Below are 14,859 nucleotides of genomic sequence, written 5' to 3'. Positions count from 1 at the left end.
GCCCCCTCAACCCTGGACCTTGTACCCGTCATCCAGCGCGAACGGCCACCGCGTCATGCAAAAAACTAAGCCGGCGTCAGCCGTTCAATCCTGGCCGGCGCAGCCACAACCAGCGGCGCAAAGCTGTGGGCCTGGGCCATGTTCCACATGCGTGCATAGAACTCCGAACTGATCGGCCGCTGCAGCAGTTCGCCGGGTTCGAGGAACACGTGGATCTGCGAGAACAGCCGCACCTCGGTGGTGGTCATGCGCCGCACCAGGTGCTTGGCCTGCAATTGCGCCGGGTGGTCGAGGCCGGCGGCGCTGAGCATTTCGCCGAGGGCGACCAGGGTGTTGCGGTGGAAGTTGTGCACCCGCTCGGCCTTGTCCGTGACCTGCAGCGCTTTCTGGCGCAGCGGGTCCTGGGTGGCGACGCCGGTGGGGCATTTGTTGGTGTGGCAGCTTTGCGACTGGATGCAGCCGATGGCGAACATGAAACCGCGCGCGGCATTGACCCAGTCGGCGCCGATGGTCAGCACGCTGGCGATGTCGAAGGCGCTGATCACCTTGCCGCTGGCGCCGAGCTTGATCTGTGAGCGCAGGCCGGCGCCGACCAGAGTGTTATGGACGAACAGCAGGCCCTCGCGCATGGGCATGCCGATGTTATCGGTGAACTCTCGGGGCGCGGCGCCGGTGCCGCCTTCCTTGCCGTCGACCACGATGAAGTCCGGCTGGATGCCGGTCTCGAGCATGGCCTTGACGATGGCCATGAACTCCCAGGGATGACCCACGCAGAACTTGAAACCCACCGGCTTGCCACCGGACAGGTTGCGCAACTTGACGATGAATTCCAGCAACTGGATGGGCGTGCTGAACTCCGAATGCCGCGCCGGCGACACGCAGTCATGGCCCATCTGCACGCCACGGGTCTGGGCGATTTCGGCGGTGACCTTGTGCTTGGGCAGGATGCCGCCATGGCCAGGTTTGGCGCCCTGGCTGAGTTTGATCTCGATCATCTTCACCTGCGGATGGCTGGCCTGCTCGGAGAAGCGCTGGGCATCGAAACGGCCGTCCAGGGTGCGGCAACCGAAATAGCCGCTGCCGATTTCCCAGATCAGGTCGCCGGCGAACTCCTGGTGATAGGGGCTGATGCTGCCTTCCCCGGTGTCATGGGCGAAGCCGCCGAGCCGGGCGCCTTTGTTCAGGGCGCGGATGGCGTTGGCGCTCAGTGCGCCAAAGCTCATGGCCGAGATGTTGAACACCGAGGCGCTGTAGGGCTGCAGGCAGTCCGGCCCACCGACCACCACGCGGAACTGGCTGGGGTCGCAGGCATCGCCCGGGACCATGGAATGGCTGATGAACTCGAAGCCGGGCTGATAGACGTCGGCCAGGGTGCCAAAGGCTTTTTCCGCGGGCTGGTTCTTGGCGCGGGCGTAGACCATCGAACGTTGCGAGCGGGAGAAGGGCAGCTTCTCGTCGTCGCCTTCCAGCAGGTACTGGCGGATCTCCGGGCGAATCGACTCGATCAGGTAGCGGATATTGCCGATGATCGGGTAGTTGCGGCGCACCGCGTGATGGCTCTGCAGCAGGTCATTGAAGCCGACCAGGCTGAGCACCCCGGCCAGGATAATCAGCCCCTGGCCCCAGAGGCTGGCGGGCCAGAACAGCAGGCCGAACAAGGTCAGGGCAAGGCAAAGGGTCAGGGTCGCGTAGCGACTCAACAGCGATATTTTCATGATCGTTCCTTGGGCAAATCGCAAGACAGGGGTTCCGGCGGGCAGGCAGGGCGGGCTCAGTCCGAGTTGCGGATCTGTTGGTAGCGCTCTTGCAGCTCCTGGCGCTGTTGTTTGCGCAGCAGGCCCTGGGCGTAGCGGCGTTTCTCGATAGCGGTTTCCGGCACGAAGGCGCGCACCGGGTGCGGGCGTCCATCGGGGTCGACGGCGACCATGGTGAAGTAGCAACTGTTGGTATGGCGCACCGTGCGCTCGTGGATGTTCTCGGTCATCACCTTGACCCCGACTTCCATCGAGGTGCGCCCGGTGTAATTGACCGAGGCCAGGAAGGTCACCAGTTCGCCGACATGGATCGGCTCCTTGAAGATCACCTGATCCACCGACAGTGTGACCACATAGCGCCCGGCATAGCGCTTGGCGCAGGCGAAGGCCACCTCGTCGAGCAGCTTGAGCAGGGCGCCGCCGTGCACGTTGCCGGAGAAATTGGCTTTGTCGGGCGTCATGAGCACGCTCATGCTCAATTGATAACTGCCTGGTTCCATGGGGGACCTCATCAGGGGCGTCGGGGCTGTCCGTTGGCTCGCAATGGCCGGCCTAGGGCCTGCGGACAGCTTTTGGCTGGAGGTCGGAAGGGTAATCAGAAGTGTTGATAGTTAGCTAGCTATCATTTGAAATGAGCTGTTGCGGGGATTGCAATAATGCGTGGGGAAAGGCGATGCCTAGCGCTCGTTATTCAACGTTGAGCGGGGAGTTGAGGTCGTTTGAGGGCTACGGATCAGAATTTTGAGAATGGCCTTAAAGCCTGGAGCATCGGCCTTCAGTAGGGTGCTGTCTGGTCAAAGTCAGCCCCGAAAAGGACATGCATGGATGAGCGGCTACGTACCCAATGACCCAAAAGGCTACCGCAACAAAGGAATGGAGCCTGTAGACCTTGGTGCTCAACGATGGGCCGAATACAAGGAGCTTCCACCAACGGCAGAAGAAAAACCTAAGCCGGTTGGGTGCACATTTACCAAGCCTTGCAAGCTGCCAGACGGCGTCATCAATTACGCCAGCGTTTTCATCCCCACTGACTCCATAGCGGAGTATGGCCAGCTCACACTATTGGGTTGGCGTGAAATTGACGTTGCAGGAAACGTCAAGCTCGGGACTATCAGCGGGAGGGCCTTGCCCCCAGCAATGGGGACAATTGCTTTAGGCAGCGCTGGTGCTTCAGGCGCAGCTGCTACTGGAGCTGTTGTCATGGAAGGCGCCGCCAAGGCAATAACTGTTATCGAAGAAATTGGTGTGCTGAGCGCCGGGGTTGTGTCGAGCACCCTGCTTGGTGTGATAGCAATGCTTTGGCCTTCAAGCCTGGGTGATAGTTCTCTATACACCGACGAACAACTCAAATCTCTCAAGGAAGGACGTACTCGGGTTCGACTTCATATTGAGCAACAAGCCGATGGCTCATTGAAAGGTTACGGATACAACACTGAGAAACGCCGTGATTGGGAAATGATTCCTGTCGTGCAATTCGAGGCGCAGGGCTCCCATCAGGTGGCGGACTTCGGTAACGGCATCACGTTGATATGGACGCCTGCCGTTGATCCGTCCGGTACTGCGGGCATTCCTCCACTGGAGGGGGCTCCACAGGCACCGCAGATATGGATTTATCCGCCTACCGAACAGGCAGATAACATCATCGTCAATCCCCTGTATCCGCCTGAGTACAAAGATTTCATTCTGGTTTTTCCGCCAGAAGCCGGAATACAACCGCTGTACATCGTGCTCAGTGTGCCGGGAGGCCTCGGCTATCATAGGGCTCCTGATGTTCTCCCGGCATTTCCAGATGCCGTGAGTGTTCGCCCGAAGTCGTTCGTCCAAGGTGGTGGAAGCAAGCGGGATCGTTGGAAGGATTCCAAGGGACGAATTTACGAGTGGGACTATCAACACGGTGCGGTCGAGATTTATGACAAGCAAGGTAAGCACCTGGGGGAGTTCAATGCTGAAACGGGTAAGCAAACCAAGCCAGCAAAACCGGGAAGAACGACGATTAAATAACTAGAGGGACACCCGCGTCATGTACCTGCGAATTACAGGCTTTTTCCCAGAACCGAACGAAGATGATTCGTTGCAATATAAAAAAGTGGTCCAGAAAGAGTTGGAGCCCTCCGTACTTGAGATCATGGGCTGGTCCTCTCTTGATGAGGGCTTGGTGGGCGAGTTTGAGCTGACGCCAAACCAGGCAAGGCTTGTTGCTCGTTTGTTGAAGGAGCCTGCGATAGAAGGGCTGGCACTGTTTATTGGTTGTCACTAACAGGTGTGGGCTTTGCTCGCGATAGCATTGATGCCAGTCCCTAAACCCTGCCGAGTTCACCCGCAGGGGGAACAGATTCGTTCAAGCACATAGGTAACACCGCGATCCCTGTAGCCGCTGCCGCAGGCTGCGATCGGGCGCTTGCGCCCGCCAAACCTGAATCCGCGATCTGGCTTTTGGAATATGGCTGCAGGCCGCGATTCGCTTCTGTAGGAGCGAGGCTTGCCCGCGATGGTGGTGGTGGCCTCGCTGGTGATGTTGGATGGTGTACATATCCATTCCTGCGGTCACGGCCACTTATGGTTCCGCCCTTACGGCGGGTCACTTTTTTTCAAACGCCAAAAAAAGTAACCAAAAAACGCTTGCCCCTGCGTACGGCCTTCGCTGCGCTCAGGTTCCCTCGTTACGGTGTCCATCAGGGGGCATCGCCCTCCGGTTGGCTTCGCTTCAACCTCCATGCGACGTCCTCGACTGCGTCGAGGGGCGCTGCGCGCCATCCCCCTGATGAACACCTCCACTCGGCCTCCCGATGGGGCGGGTGGATCAAGAGCTAGATCAAAAGCCAAAGCCAAAGCCAAAGCACAGCAAGAGCAAAGACTAGGCGCCGTGGTTTAAGGCTCTGGCAGCTCCGTCGCCCGTTGTTCTGCCACATGCAACACATCGCATCCGTCCTGCAACAGCAAGGTTGCCACGCTGGAGAAGCGCATCAGGTCGAGGTCGTCGGCGTTGCGGCTGGTCATGCCGGACACGCTGTCCAGCATGTCGCGGGCAGCGCGGATGCGCAGGCCGGCGTAGGTCAGCAGGTCAAGCAAGGGGGCTTGAGGGTTGATGAAGGCGACGGGGTGGTCGGTGGTGTTGGAGGAGCTAAATGCTTGGTAGTCCATTGGGTAACACTCCATAACTTCGGGAGTTACCACCGTTCGCGGCCAAGCGAGGGAGGGTGGCAACTGTACGCGGGTTGGCCGACCGGGCCCGAAGCATCCCGGCACACCCGAAGGTGTCCCACGCACAGTCGCCATAACACGAACGTGCAGGCGCAAAAAAAGCGCTTGCCTTTCGGATGGTGAGCGCCTGTGCGCTACGGGATGCTGACGGCCAAGTCAGGTCGCTGAATTTGCAGCGACGAGGAACTATAGGGGGACAGGAACGTTATCGCAAGTAAGAAGTGTTGAATTTTTTTACGCTGGAAGGGAATAATTTTATTAAATTTTTGAATGTTTTTTAAAGATTTAGTTTTGTGTGGGTATGTTGTAAGTGTGGTGATTTGTTATGCGGGAGGAGAGAGCGTAGCCCTCGCCTCAATGGAAAATATGAGATGATGTTTTTGAGCTTTAATTGGTTATTCTAGAAAATTCTCGATTGTAATGTTCAAAGATTTCTCGGTTGTTGGTTGGTAGTGAGTGTATAAAACGATCGACTAAAACTGCCTGTACGTAGTCCTTTGCTGGTTTTGCTATGTTGTCAGTGTTGTGAAGGAAGTATGAAAGTACTCTAAATGAAAAGCTCTCGTAAAGATGCCCGAAGCAATCCTCTAACGGGTTAAGTCGAAGGTCAATCCTTCTTCTTATTGGTCGCGCTAGTGTCTGGCGTTTATGTTTTAATGTGTTTCTGAGTTGTGAGATGTTTGGTGATGGTTTTTTTGATCTATCAATGTAAATATATTTTTCATAACACTCTCGGTCAAAAAAAGATTGATCTTGCTGTATGAGTATTGCGTCAAGCGTGACTAGCTTTGTTATTGACCTTTTGAAGGCTTCAAGCAGTTCAAGGATTCCGTTGAGTACCTCTCTTGCGGCTATTCGGCATGCTCCAACTATAGATATGTAGGTTTCAAATATGGTTGAAGCTGACCAGCAATCGTTCTCCCAGCTATAGCCGTGGGTATAAATTATGTTTTGGTTGGTAATTAGAGTGCCTGATAAGTTTTGAAAGTCTCTATCCATTGCTGCAATGGTATTGGATATCTCCCCTGAAGCAATCTTGTTGGCGATCGCTGTTACGGCCGTCTTTGACCCTAGGGATCTAAAGTGGTAATTGTTGTTAGGGCGAAATTTTGTAAATAGCGATTGCCAGAATCGTATGTCACAAGTGTTTGAGTTGTATTTTCCATTAGATAAGTCTTCGCTTGAAATGCTTGGGCCTCCCTCAAGGAAAACTATACTATCGCAACGATTAAATAATGCTAGGTTGGTTAGTCCTGAGTTGGTTCTGGTGAACGTCATTGTATTTTGTCCTCCATGTCAAAAACTTTATTCCAGAAGTGGCTGACAACATCGGGAGAATGTGTTGCACAAATAATTTGCGCTCTAGGATTGATGCGCGTTAAGCTCTCTATCAGTTTTTCCTGCCATCTAACATGCAGTGAAAGTTCGGGCTCGTCTGCTATATAGATCCAAGGTGCTGATTGTTGAATGAGAGCTTCTCCTAGGATGATTACTAATTGCTTTTCTCCTGAAGACAAACCACGGATAGACATTCTTTTTCCAGAAGCGGTAGTGGCTTCAATTTCATTTTGTTGATTGATGCTTATTGTTTTTCGTTCAAAGAGGCTGTTAAGTACATCGATGAATGCATTTTTTGGATGAAGAATAGCTGATTGTTTGTTTATTGATTGACTCCAGTCTTGTACGATTCGATGACTACGATACGCACTGATTAGAGGCATTATTTCCTTTAGAGCAAGCGGGCGATGTTGTTCTATTTTTACTCGGGCCTCGTCGACTTCTTCGTAGTGTTTGTCTAGCTTTATTTTTGCGTTGCTGCCAATGTCTAGTTTGTGGAAAATCTCAATTAAAGAGTTCTTTTCTTTTTCCAAGTCAAGATTCTTTACTGAACTGAAAACAGTTGATTCTGTTTGTTCGGTAATTAATGAAACTATCATGGCTCGCTGAAAGTCTGCGATTTCTTTAGAAACCATGGCGGATAGTAGCGAAAAATATTTTGAAAGTTGTACGCTAAGTTCTTCAAGTTTCTGGTCGACGGATGATTCAAAGCTCTCTTCGCTTTTCTTGTTTGTGTTGGTCGCTCTATGTATCGAAAGCCAACTCACATTTGCAATTTCTGAAAGCTTTGCAAGTATCCCCCGAGTGCGTGACTTTGAATAACCTATGTTGTGACGGCCGATTCCTCTTCTAATGAGCATCTCTTCTTCAAATTCATCGAGTGAATAAGTGGTGAAGTTGTCGGATGCTTTTTCTTTTATTCTGTAAACAATGCTATTGTATGGTGATTTTTCATTTTCAGCCTTTTCTACTTCTATTATTGGTTTCTTACGCCCACCAATTTCTGATAGGTAAAGTGTTATTGCTGAGAAAGGTAGCCTGTCGAGGGTCGCGAAATCTGCTGAAAGTGCAGCGGCAATTATATTTATTACAGTGGTCTTGCCTGAACCGTTTACGCCAATAAAAAAATTTATATCCTTATGGAAATTTATTTCTATTTCTCTGTCGCCCCAGAAGCCTTTTATATGAACCTTGTTGAGAATATTCACGTGCATCCCTGTATAGTTAGTGGCTTTAAATTTTTATGCTATCCGATGGCTATATATGAATAGTTAGCGCTATTTGTGGTGGCCTATGGCTCCATGTGAGCAATTAAAGTGCCATCTAGCGCGAGATGCAAGAAATTGCATGGGCTAGGCCTTATAACTGAGTGGTGAGAGGCAATGTTAAGGGCTTGCTACCCCATCCCCGTATCCTTTCGTATCACTCTTCCACTCGATCCTTTACATAACACTCCGTTCTTACTCATTTCCTCATGCCTCTATCCCACTCCTATTTCACATGGCACACTTTCCATCATAAATTCCGTTTTTATGGTTTTTGTTCCGCTATAGTGGAATTTTATTGTTTTTGATTTCTTAGTACCCCGGTTCTTAACCCTTCATTTTCCAATCAGGAGAAACACCCCATGAGCATCACTCGCTACGGCACCGGCAGCACCGCAGGCGGTGGCCAGCCTCGTCCTTTCGCTCGTGCCGTTGAGGCCGATGGTTGGTTGTATGTGTCCGGTCAGGTGCCGGCACTGGATGGCGAAATTATTCATGGTGGCATCGTTGAGCAGACGCATCAGACGATGCGCAATCTGGTGGCGATTCTGGAGGAGGCGGGGTACGGCCTGGAGGATGTGGTGCGGGTCGGGGTGTGGCTGGAGGATCCGCGGGATTTCTGGAGTTTCAACAAGGTGTTCGGGGAGTATTTCAAGCCGGAGCATGCGCCCGCTCGGGCCTGTGTGCAGGCCAGCATGATGGTGGATTGCAAGGTCGAGATTGATTGTGTGGCGTACAGGAAGAAGGGCTGATTTGCGGTGTTTTTGTAGACGCCTGTAGCCGCTGCCGAGCCATGGCGAGGCTGCGATCGACCGCGAAGCGGGCGCGCGGTCTTGAAATCGTTGAAGGTCCTGCGGACCTTATCGCAGCCTCGCTGGGGCTCGGCAGCGGCTACAGGGATAGGGGCAATGCCGGGGTGTTGGGTGCGCCGGGAATTTCGTGATTTGTAGGAAATGGCACTGATATGACCGAAGACAGCATCAAGCGTCGGGCCAAGGGGCTGGACCGGGCGTTCGATATTCTCGATTTCCTCAAGGAGATCGGCCAGCCGTTGCGGCCCCACGATATCGCCAAGGGCATCGGCAGCCCCAAGTCCACGGTGTACGAGCTGGTGGCGTCCTTGCTGGAGCGGCGGATTCTCGAGCCGGTGGGCCAGGATGGGCATGTGTACCTGGGCCGTCAGCTGTACTTCCTGGGGCAGGCCCATCTGCGCCATTTCGACCTGACCCGCGAGGCCGACTCGGCCTTGCAGGAGATCGTCAGCCAGACCCGCGAGACCGCGCAGATGTGCCTGCTCAACGGGCGCAAGTACACGGTGGCGCTGATGAAGGAGGGCGAGCGGCATTTTCGCATTTCCTCGAATATCGGCGAGAACGCGCCGATTCCCTGGACCGCTTCCGGGCGGCTGTTGCTGGGGCATTTGAGCGATGAGCAGATCGTCGAGTTGATCGACGAGCGCGACTTCATTCTCCCCGACGGTGAGCGCCTGCCTGTGGCGACTTTCTTGAAGGAAATCCGTCAGGCCACGGAGGACGGTTTTTTCTCCTTCGACAGCGTGGCCGACACCTTTACCCATTGCTTCGCCGCCCCGGTGCGGGACGAGCGCGGGGTGTGCATCTGCACCCTGTGCATCGTCGCGCCACGGGCCGATGCCCAGAACAATTACGCCGACTACCGCCGGGTGCTGATCGACAGCGCGAATCGCCTGGCCCGTCGCATCAACGACTAGTGCTGGCCCCTGTGGCGGCGCTGTAAGGAGTTCGAATATGTCTTCTGTCTTGACCAACGCAGCAGTGGAAAAGGGCGCCGCCCAACCCGGCGTCAGCCTGGTGCGCGACGTCAGCCTGCCGGCCCTGGTGCTGCACCGCGCGGCGCTGGAACACAACATCCGCTGGATGCAGAAGTTCGTCAGCGACAGCGGCGCCGAGCTGGCGCCCCACGGCAAGACCAGCATGACCCCGGCACTGTTCCGCCGGCAGTTGGAGGCGGGCGCCTGGGGCATCACCCTGGCCACCGCGGTGCAGACCCGTGCGGCCTACGCCCACGGCGTGCGTCGGGTGCTGATGGCCAACCAGCTGGTGGGCACGCCGAACATGGGGTTGATCGCCGAGCTGCTGGCCGACCCAAGCTTCGACTTCTATTGCATGGTCGATCACCCGGACAACGTCGCCGACCTCGGGCAGTTCTTCGCCGCGCGCGGGGTGCGCCTGAACGTGATGATTGAGTACGGCGTGGTCGGCGGCCGTTGTGGCTGCCGCAGCGAGCAGGAAGTGCTGGCGCTGGCGCAGGCGATCCAGGCGCAGCCGGCCTTGGCCTTGTGCGGCATCGAGGGCTACGAAGGGGTGATCCATGGCGATCACGCGGTGAGTGGTATCCGGGAGTTCGCCGCGTCCCTGGTGCGCCTGGCGGTGCAGTTGCAGGACGACGGGCTGTTCGCCATCGACCAGCCGATCATCACCGCCTCGGGTTCGGCCTGGTATGACCTGATCGCCGAGTCCTTCGAGGCGCAGAACGCCCAGGGGCGTTTCCTCAGTGTGCTGCGGCCCGGCAGTTACGTGGCTCATGACCATGGCATCTATAAAGAGGCGCAGTGCTGCGTGCTCGACCGTCGCAGCGACCTGCACGAAGGCCTGCGCCCGGCGCTGGAAGTCTGGGCCCATGTGCAGTCCCTGCCGGAGCCGGGGTTCGCGGTGATCGCCCTGGGTAAGCGCGACGTGGCTTATGACGCCGGGTTGCCGGTGCCGTTGCTGCGTTACAAGCCGGGCGTGCTGCCGGCCAAGGGCGATGATGTCAGCGCCTGCAAGGTCACGGCGGTGATGGACCAGCACGCGTTCATGACCGTTGCGCCGGGGGTTGAGTTGCGGGTGGGGGACATTATTGCTTTTGGTACTTCGCACCCGTGCCTGACCTTTGATAAGTGGCGCACCGGGTTGCTGGTGGATGAGCGGCTGGATGTGCTGGAGAGCATGGAGACCTGTTTCTAGGTCGAGCAGCGCCGCGTTGCGGCTGATCGCGAGCAAGCTCGCTCCTACAAGGGCAACGCTGTCCCTGTAGGAGCGAGCTTGTTCGCGATAGGGCCCGCCCAGACAACACTTCCCGCAGAGACCTACCTATGAGCATTGCCAAACGCATCGCCCTGATCGGCGAATGCATGATCGAACTGCAACACCGCGCCGACGGCAGCCTGCAACAGAGCTTCGGCGGCGACACCCTGAACACTGCCGTGTACCTGGCCCGCGAACTGGGCGAGGGCACTTGCGTCGACTATGTCACCGCCCTGGGTGACGACAGTTTCAGCGATGCAATGTGCCAGGGCTGGGTCGAGGAAGGCATCGGCCTGGGCATGGTCCAGCGCCTGCCGGGGCGTTTGCCCGGGCTGTACTGCATCCAGACCGACGCCAAGGGCGAGCGGCGCTTTCTTTACTGGCGCAACGAAGCGGCGGTGCGCGACTGTTTCACCACCCCCGCGGCCGAGCCGATTTTGGCGGCGCTGCCGGCCTACGATGTGCTGTATTTCAGCGGCATCACCCTGGCGGTGCTGGGCGAGCAGGGGCGCAAGAAGCTGATCGAGACCTTGATCGAGGCGCGCCAGCGTGGGGCGTGGATAGTCTTCGACAATAACTATCGGCCACGGCTCTGGGCTTCGGTGGAACAGGCGCAGGCGGCTTATCGCCAGGTGCTGGCCTATGTCGATCTGGCGCTGCTGACCGTGGATGACGAGCAGGCGTTGTTCGGGTATGGCGACAGTGCGGCGGTATTTGCCGCTTACCCGGATACCCCGGAAGTGGTGCTCAAGCGGGGCGCCGAAGCGTGCCTGATCCGCTGTGGCGGCGAGTTGTTCGAGGTGCCGGCGCAACGGGTGGAGCAGGTGGTGGACACCACGGCGGCGGGGGATTCGTTCAGTGCGGCGTATCTGGCGTGTCGCTTGCGCGGCGGTAGCCCGCAGCAGGCGGCAGAGGCGGGGCATCGCTTGGCGAGCCGGGTGATTCAGGTGCCGGGGGCGTTGATCCCAAGAGCCTGATGCAATCCCTGTAGCCGCTGCCGCAGGCTGCGATCGACCGGAACGGTCGTGGCGTACTCAAGATCGCTGAAGGTCCTTCGGCCCTTATCGCAGCCTGCGGCAGCGGCTACAGGCGCAGTCGCGCGGCGGTCACGCGGGATGCGTCAATCGCGGTAGAACACCTGCACCAGGTGATAACCGAACTTGCTTTTGATCGGCCCGTGCACGGTGCGCAGGGGCTTTTTGAAGATCACCTGGTCGATGGCCCCGACCATCTGCCCCGGCCGTACTTCACCCAGGTCGCCGCCGCGTTTGCCGGAGGGGCAGGTGGAGTATTTCTTTGCCAGCACGTCGAAGGCCTCGCCCTTGGCGATGCGCTGCTTGAGCTGTTCGGCCTCTTCGGCGGTTTTCACCAGGATGTGGCGGGCTTGGGCTTTCATGGGGCAGTTACCTTGGAACGGTGCGGACGGCGGCCGCGGATTATGCCTGAAATCAGCCCTGCTGGCCGATCATCTGACGAATCTTCTGGGCCAGCGCCTCGATGGAAAACGGCTTGGCGATCAGGTCCATGCCGGCGTCGAGAAAGCCCTGGCGCTCGGCGGCCTTTTCCGCATAACCGGTCATGAACAGCACCTTGAGCTGCGGCCGCTGCTGGCGGGCGATTTCCGCCAGTTGCCGGCCGTTCATGCCCGGCAGGCCGACGTCGGTCACCAGCAGGTCGATGCGCCGCTCGGACTCCAGCAACGGCAGCGCGCTCTTGGCGTCCTCGGCCTCGAAGGCGGTGTAGCCCAGTTCGCCCAGCACGTTGAGCACCAGCATGCGCACCGCCGGGTCGTCTTCCACCAGCATCACCGATTCGCCGGCCACCGCGTAGGGCGCTTCGACGCTGGCCGGTGCCGGGCTGTCGGCCTGGGCTCCGCTGTGCAGGCGCGGCAGGTACAGGCGCACGCAGGTGCCCTGGCCCGGTTCGCTGCTGATGGTCAGGTGGCCGCCGGATTGCTGGGCGAAGCCGTAGATCATCGACAGCCCCAGGCCCGTGCCCTGGCCGATGGGCTTGGTGGTGAAGAACGGGTCGAAGGCCTTGGCCAGTACCCGCGGGGTCATGCCGGCGCCGTTGTCGCTGACGCCGAGCATCACGTAGTCGCCGGCCTTGACCGGTTCCAGGGTGCCCAGGTCGCTGCCGTTGAGGTAGCTGTTGGCGGTCTCGATGGTCAGCACGCCGCCGTCGGGCATGGCGTCGCGGGCGTTGATCACCAGGTTGAGCAGGGCGTTTTCCAGCTGGCTGGCGTCGCTGTTGATCGACCAGACGTTGTCGCCCAGGTTCATCTTCAGCTCGATGTGTTCGCCCTTGGTGTGGTTGAACAGGTCGTGCAGCGAACGCACCAGCTGGTTCGGTTCCAGCGGCCGGCGGTCCAGCGACTGACGCCGGGAAAACGCCAGCAGGCGATGGGTGAGGGCGGCCGCGCGCTTGGCCGAGGACATCGCGGCCTCGGTGAAACGGCCGATCTCGGCGCTGCGATTGTCATCGATGTAGCGCTGCATCAGTTCCAGGCTGCCGATGATGCCGGTGAGCATGTTGTTGAAGTCGTGAGCGATGCCGCCGGTGAGCTGGCCCACGGCCTCCATCTTCTGCGCATGGCGCAGGGCGTTTTCGGCGCGCTCGCGCTCGAACATCTCGCTCTGCAGGCGCTGGTTGGCGGCGGCCAGCGCCTGGGTGCGCTCGGCCACCCGTTCTTCCAGGGTTTCGTTGAGGTGGCGCAGGGCTTCCTCGGTCTGTTTGCGCTCGGTCTCGTCGATCACGAAGATGTAGAAACCATTGATCGCGCCGTCGGCGCCGTAGCGCGGCAGGTACTTCATCAGCGCATGCCGCGCGCGCCCGTCGCGATGCGGTGAGTTGGCTTCGAAGCTGCAGGGCTTGCCGGCCAGGGCGGCGGCGATCTTGTCGGCGCGGGTGGCGTAGATCTCGTCCCCCACCACTTCGCGGATGGTCCGGCCGTACAGCTCCTGCGGGGTCAGGCCGTACCAGTCGAGGTAGGCGCTGTTGTTCAGGCGAAAACGCTCTTCGTGGTCGACGTAGCCGATCAGCACCGGCATGGCGTTGATGATCAACTGCAACTCGGTCTGGCTCTGGCGCAGCGCCTGTTCCATCTGCTTGCGGTCGGTCAGGTCCAGGGCGGCGCCGAGGAAGCGCACCGGCCGGCCGTGGTGATCCTTGTAGCAGCGCCCGCGGGCGAAGACCCAGCGGACCTGGCCGTCGGGCTGTTGCAGGCGGTATTCCTCGGCGTATTCGGTGCCGTGGGTGATGCAGTGCTTGATGCTGCGCGCCACCATGCCGCGGTCTTCCGGGTGCACGCCCTTGAGGTATTCGCTGATGGGCAGTTGCCCGGCCAGGGCCGGGTCGATGCTGTGCAGTTGGGCGAAGTGGGCGTCGGCGATAAAGCGGTCGTCGCCGATGTCCCAGTCCCAGGTGCCGACCGCGTCGGTCGCCGCCAGCGCCAGTTGCAGGCGTTCTTCGGTTTCGTGCTGGGCCTTGAGGCTGGCCGCCGAGCGCTGCTCCAGTTCCAGGGCGATGCGCCGCCGCTCGTTGGTTTCGATGCTGGTCACCAGGATCCCGGCGACTTCGCCGCTTTCGTCGCGGATCGGGCTGTAGGTCAGGTCCAGCCAGACGTCCGACTCGCGGCCGTGGCGCTGCAGGGTGAAGGGTTTTTCGCTGAAGGTGCGTACCTGGCCTTGCAGCACGGCGTGGTAGATCGGCGTGGTGAAGTCCTGGAGTTCCGGCCAGGTCAGGTGGGTCGGCTGGCCGAAGGCGCCAGGGTGCTTGTTGCCGGCCAGCAGGGCGAAACCGTCGTTGTAGATCTGCGTCAGCTGCGTGCCCCACAACAGCAGCATCGGCATCGGCGAATGAATCACGATGTCCACCGCGGTGCGCAGGCTCTGCGGCCAGTGGTCGACCGCGCCCAGCGGCGTGGCGGCCCAGTCCAGCCGGGCAATCAGGGTTTCGGCTTCGCTGCCGGAGGTGGGGGCGTTCATGTCGGGGCTGTCCTGAGCGTGCATCACGCCGGCATTGTAACCGCTGCCGCCGGCTGCGATCGACGGCGTAGCCGGCGCAAGGGCGGTTTCCGCGATCCGGCAGGTGGATCGGGTTGTCCGGTTTTGCGGCCCCTGCGGTGCCGGGCGCAGCCTGCGGCAGCGGCTACAGGGACAATGATTTTCGCGGATGGCCCGTTTTGCGGGGAGGTGGAGTTTGTGGCGGGCAGGTCCGGCCTCATCGCGGGCAAGCCTCGCTCCTACAAGCGCAAAC

13 protein-coding genes are annotated in these 14,859 nt (G+C 58.6%); 6 read left to right on the top strand and 7 right to left on the bottom strand.

The window, feature by feature from the left end:
* Positions 1-65: 65 nt before the first annotated feature.
* Both PVZ80_RS19350 and PVZ80_RS19345 read right to left on the bottom strand, forming a co-directional pair.
* Positions 66-1,715: an FMN-binding glutamate synthase family protein gene (locus tag PVZ80_RS19350; RefSeq protein ID WP_038633462.1), complete on the bottom strand. Its 1,650-nt coding sequence runs from the start codon at positions 1,713-1,715 to the stop codon at positions 66-68.
* 56 nt (positions 1,716-1,771) lie between these two features.
* Positions 1,772-2,254: an acyl-CoA thioesterase gene (locus tag PVZ80_RS19345; protein WP_009049637.1), complete on the bottom strand. Its 483-nt coding sequence runs from the start codon at positions 2,252-2,254 to the stop codon at positions 1,772-1,774.
* A gap of 325 nt (positions 2,255-2,579) precedes the next feature.
* Here PVZ80_RS19345 and PVZ80_RS19340 point away from each other — a divergent pair, with 325 nt between their 5' ends.
* Together PVZ80_RS19340 and PVZ80_RS19335 are read left to right on the top strand one after the other, a co-directional pair.
* Positions 2,580-3,755, top strand: coding sequence for a colicin E3/pyocin S6 family cytotoxin (locus tag PVZ80_RS19340; RefSeq protein ID WP_198919077.1), 1,176 nt, complete (start codon positions 2,580-2,582; stop codon positions 3,753-3,755).
* 19 nt (positions 3,756-3,774) lie between these two features.
* A complete protein-coding gene (locus PVZ80_RS19335) occupies positions 3,775-4,011 on the top strand; it encodes a pyocin S6 family toxin immunity protein (RefSeq protein WP_124308961.1) in 237 nt (78 codons plus the stop codon).
* Between the two features lie 611 nt (positions 4,012-4,622).
* Here the strand turns inward: PVZ80_RS19335 and PVZ80_RS19330 are convergent.
* From PVZ80_RS19330 to PVZ80_RS19320, 3 genes are all read right to left on the bottom strand, one after another.
* Complete coding sequence (locus PVZ80_RS19330) at positions 4,623-4,895, bottom strand: hypothetical protein (RefSeq protein ID WP_273864405.1); 273 nt, start codon at positions 4,893-4,895, stop codon at positions 4,623-4,625.
* 447 nt (positions 4,896-5,342) lie between these two features.
* Positions 5,343-6,233 carry a DUF4435 domain-containing protein gene (locus PVZ80_RS19325; RefSeq protein WP_124308960.1) on the bottom strand — a complete coding sequence of 297 codons (891 nt, stop codon included), beginning with the start codon at positions 6,231-6,233 and terminating at the stop codon, positions 5,343-5,345.
* Entirely contained in the window at positions 6,230-7,501 is a 1,272-nt protein-coding gene (locus tag PVZ80_RS19320; RefSeq protein ID WP_164486092.1) for an AAA family ATPase, read from the bottom strand. Before PVZ80_RS19320 ends, PVZ80_RS19325 begins: the two co-directional genes overlap by 4 nt.
* Before the next feature lie 419 nt (positions 7,502-7,920).
* Between PVZ80_RS19320 and PVZ80_RS19315 the strand changes: the two genes are divergently transcribed.
* The 4 genes from PVZ80_RS19315 to PVZ80_RS19300 all read left to right on the top strand — a co-directional run bounded on the left by PVZ80_RS19315 (position 7,921) and on the right by PVZ80_RS19300 (position 11,579).
* On the top strand, positions 7,921-8,310 hold the full coding sequence (locus tag PVZ80_RS19315; protein ID WP_273864404.1) for a RidA family protein: 390 nt from the start codon (positions 7,921-7,923) through the stop codon (positions 8,308-8,310).
* Positions 8,311-8,522: 212 nt separating this feature from the next.
* Positions 8,523-9,287: an IclR family transcriptional regulator gene (locus PVZ80_RS19310; RefSeq protein WP_041986065.1), complete on the top strand. Its 765-nt coding sequence runs from the start codon at positions 8,523-8,525 to the stop codon at positions 9,285-9,287.
* Between the two features lie 37 nt (positions 9,288-9,324).
* Positions 9,325-10,542 carry an amino acid deaminase gene (locus PVZ80_RS19305; protein ID WP_009049630.1) on the top strand — a complete coding sequence of 406 codons (1,218 nt, stop codon included), beginning with the start codon at positions 9,325-9,327 and terminating at the stop codon, positions 10,540-10,542.
* 128 nt (positions 10,543-10,670) lie between these two features.
* Complete coding sequence (locus tag PVZ80_RS19300) at positions 10,671-11,579, top strand: sugar kinase (RefSeq protein ID WP_273864403.1); 909 nt, start codon at positions 10,671-10,673, stop codon at positions 11,577-11,579.
* A gap of 143 nt (positions 11,580-11,722) precedes the next feature.
* Here PVZ80_RS19300 and PVZ80_RS19295 read toward each other — a convergent pair whose 3' ends face one another.
* Both PVZ80_RS19295 and PVZ80_RS19290 read right to left on the bottom strand, forming a co-directional pair.
* Positions 11,723-11,998 (bottom strand): peptidylprolyl isomerase, encoded by a 276-nt coding sequence (locus tag PVZ80_RS19295; RefSeq protein WP_007932676.1) that lies wholly within the window; start codon positions 11,996-11,998, stop codon positions 11,723-11,725.
* Between the two features lie 52 nt (positions 11,999-12,050).
* Complete coding sequence (locus PVZ80_RS19290) at positions 12,051-14,588, bottom strand: PAS domain-containing protein (RefSeq protein WP_273864402.1); 2,538 nt, start codon at positions 14,586-14,588, stop codon at positions 12,051-12,053.
* Positions 14,589-14,859 lie beyond the last annotated feature (271 nt).

Origin of the sequence: Pseudomonas sp. B3G-3, from assembly GCF_028640915.1 — a bacterium.
In the GTDB taxonomy this organism is placed as follows: Bacteria; Pseudomonadota; Gammaproteobacteria; order Pseudomonadales; family Pseudomonadaceae; genus Aquipseudomonas; species Aquipseudomonas chlororaphis_I.
The sequence above is the reverse complement of the archived record's forward strand: the minus strand, read 5'-3'. Positions and strand labels throughout refer to the sequence as shown.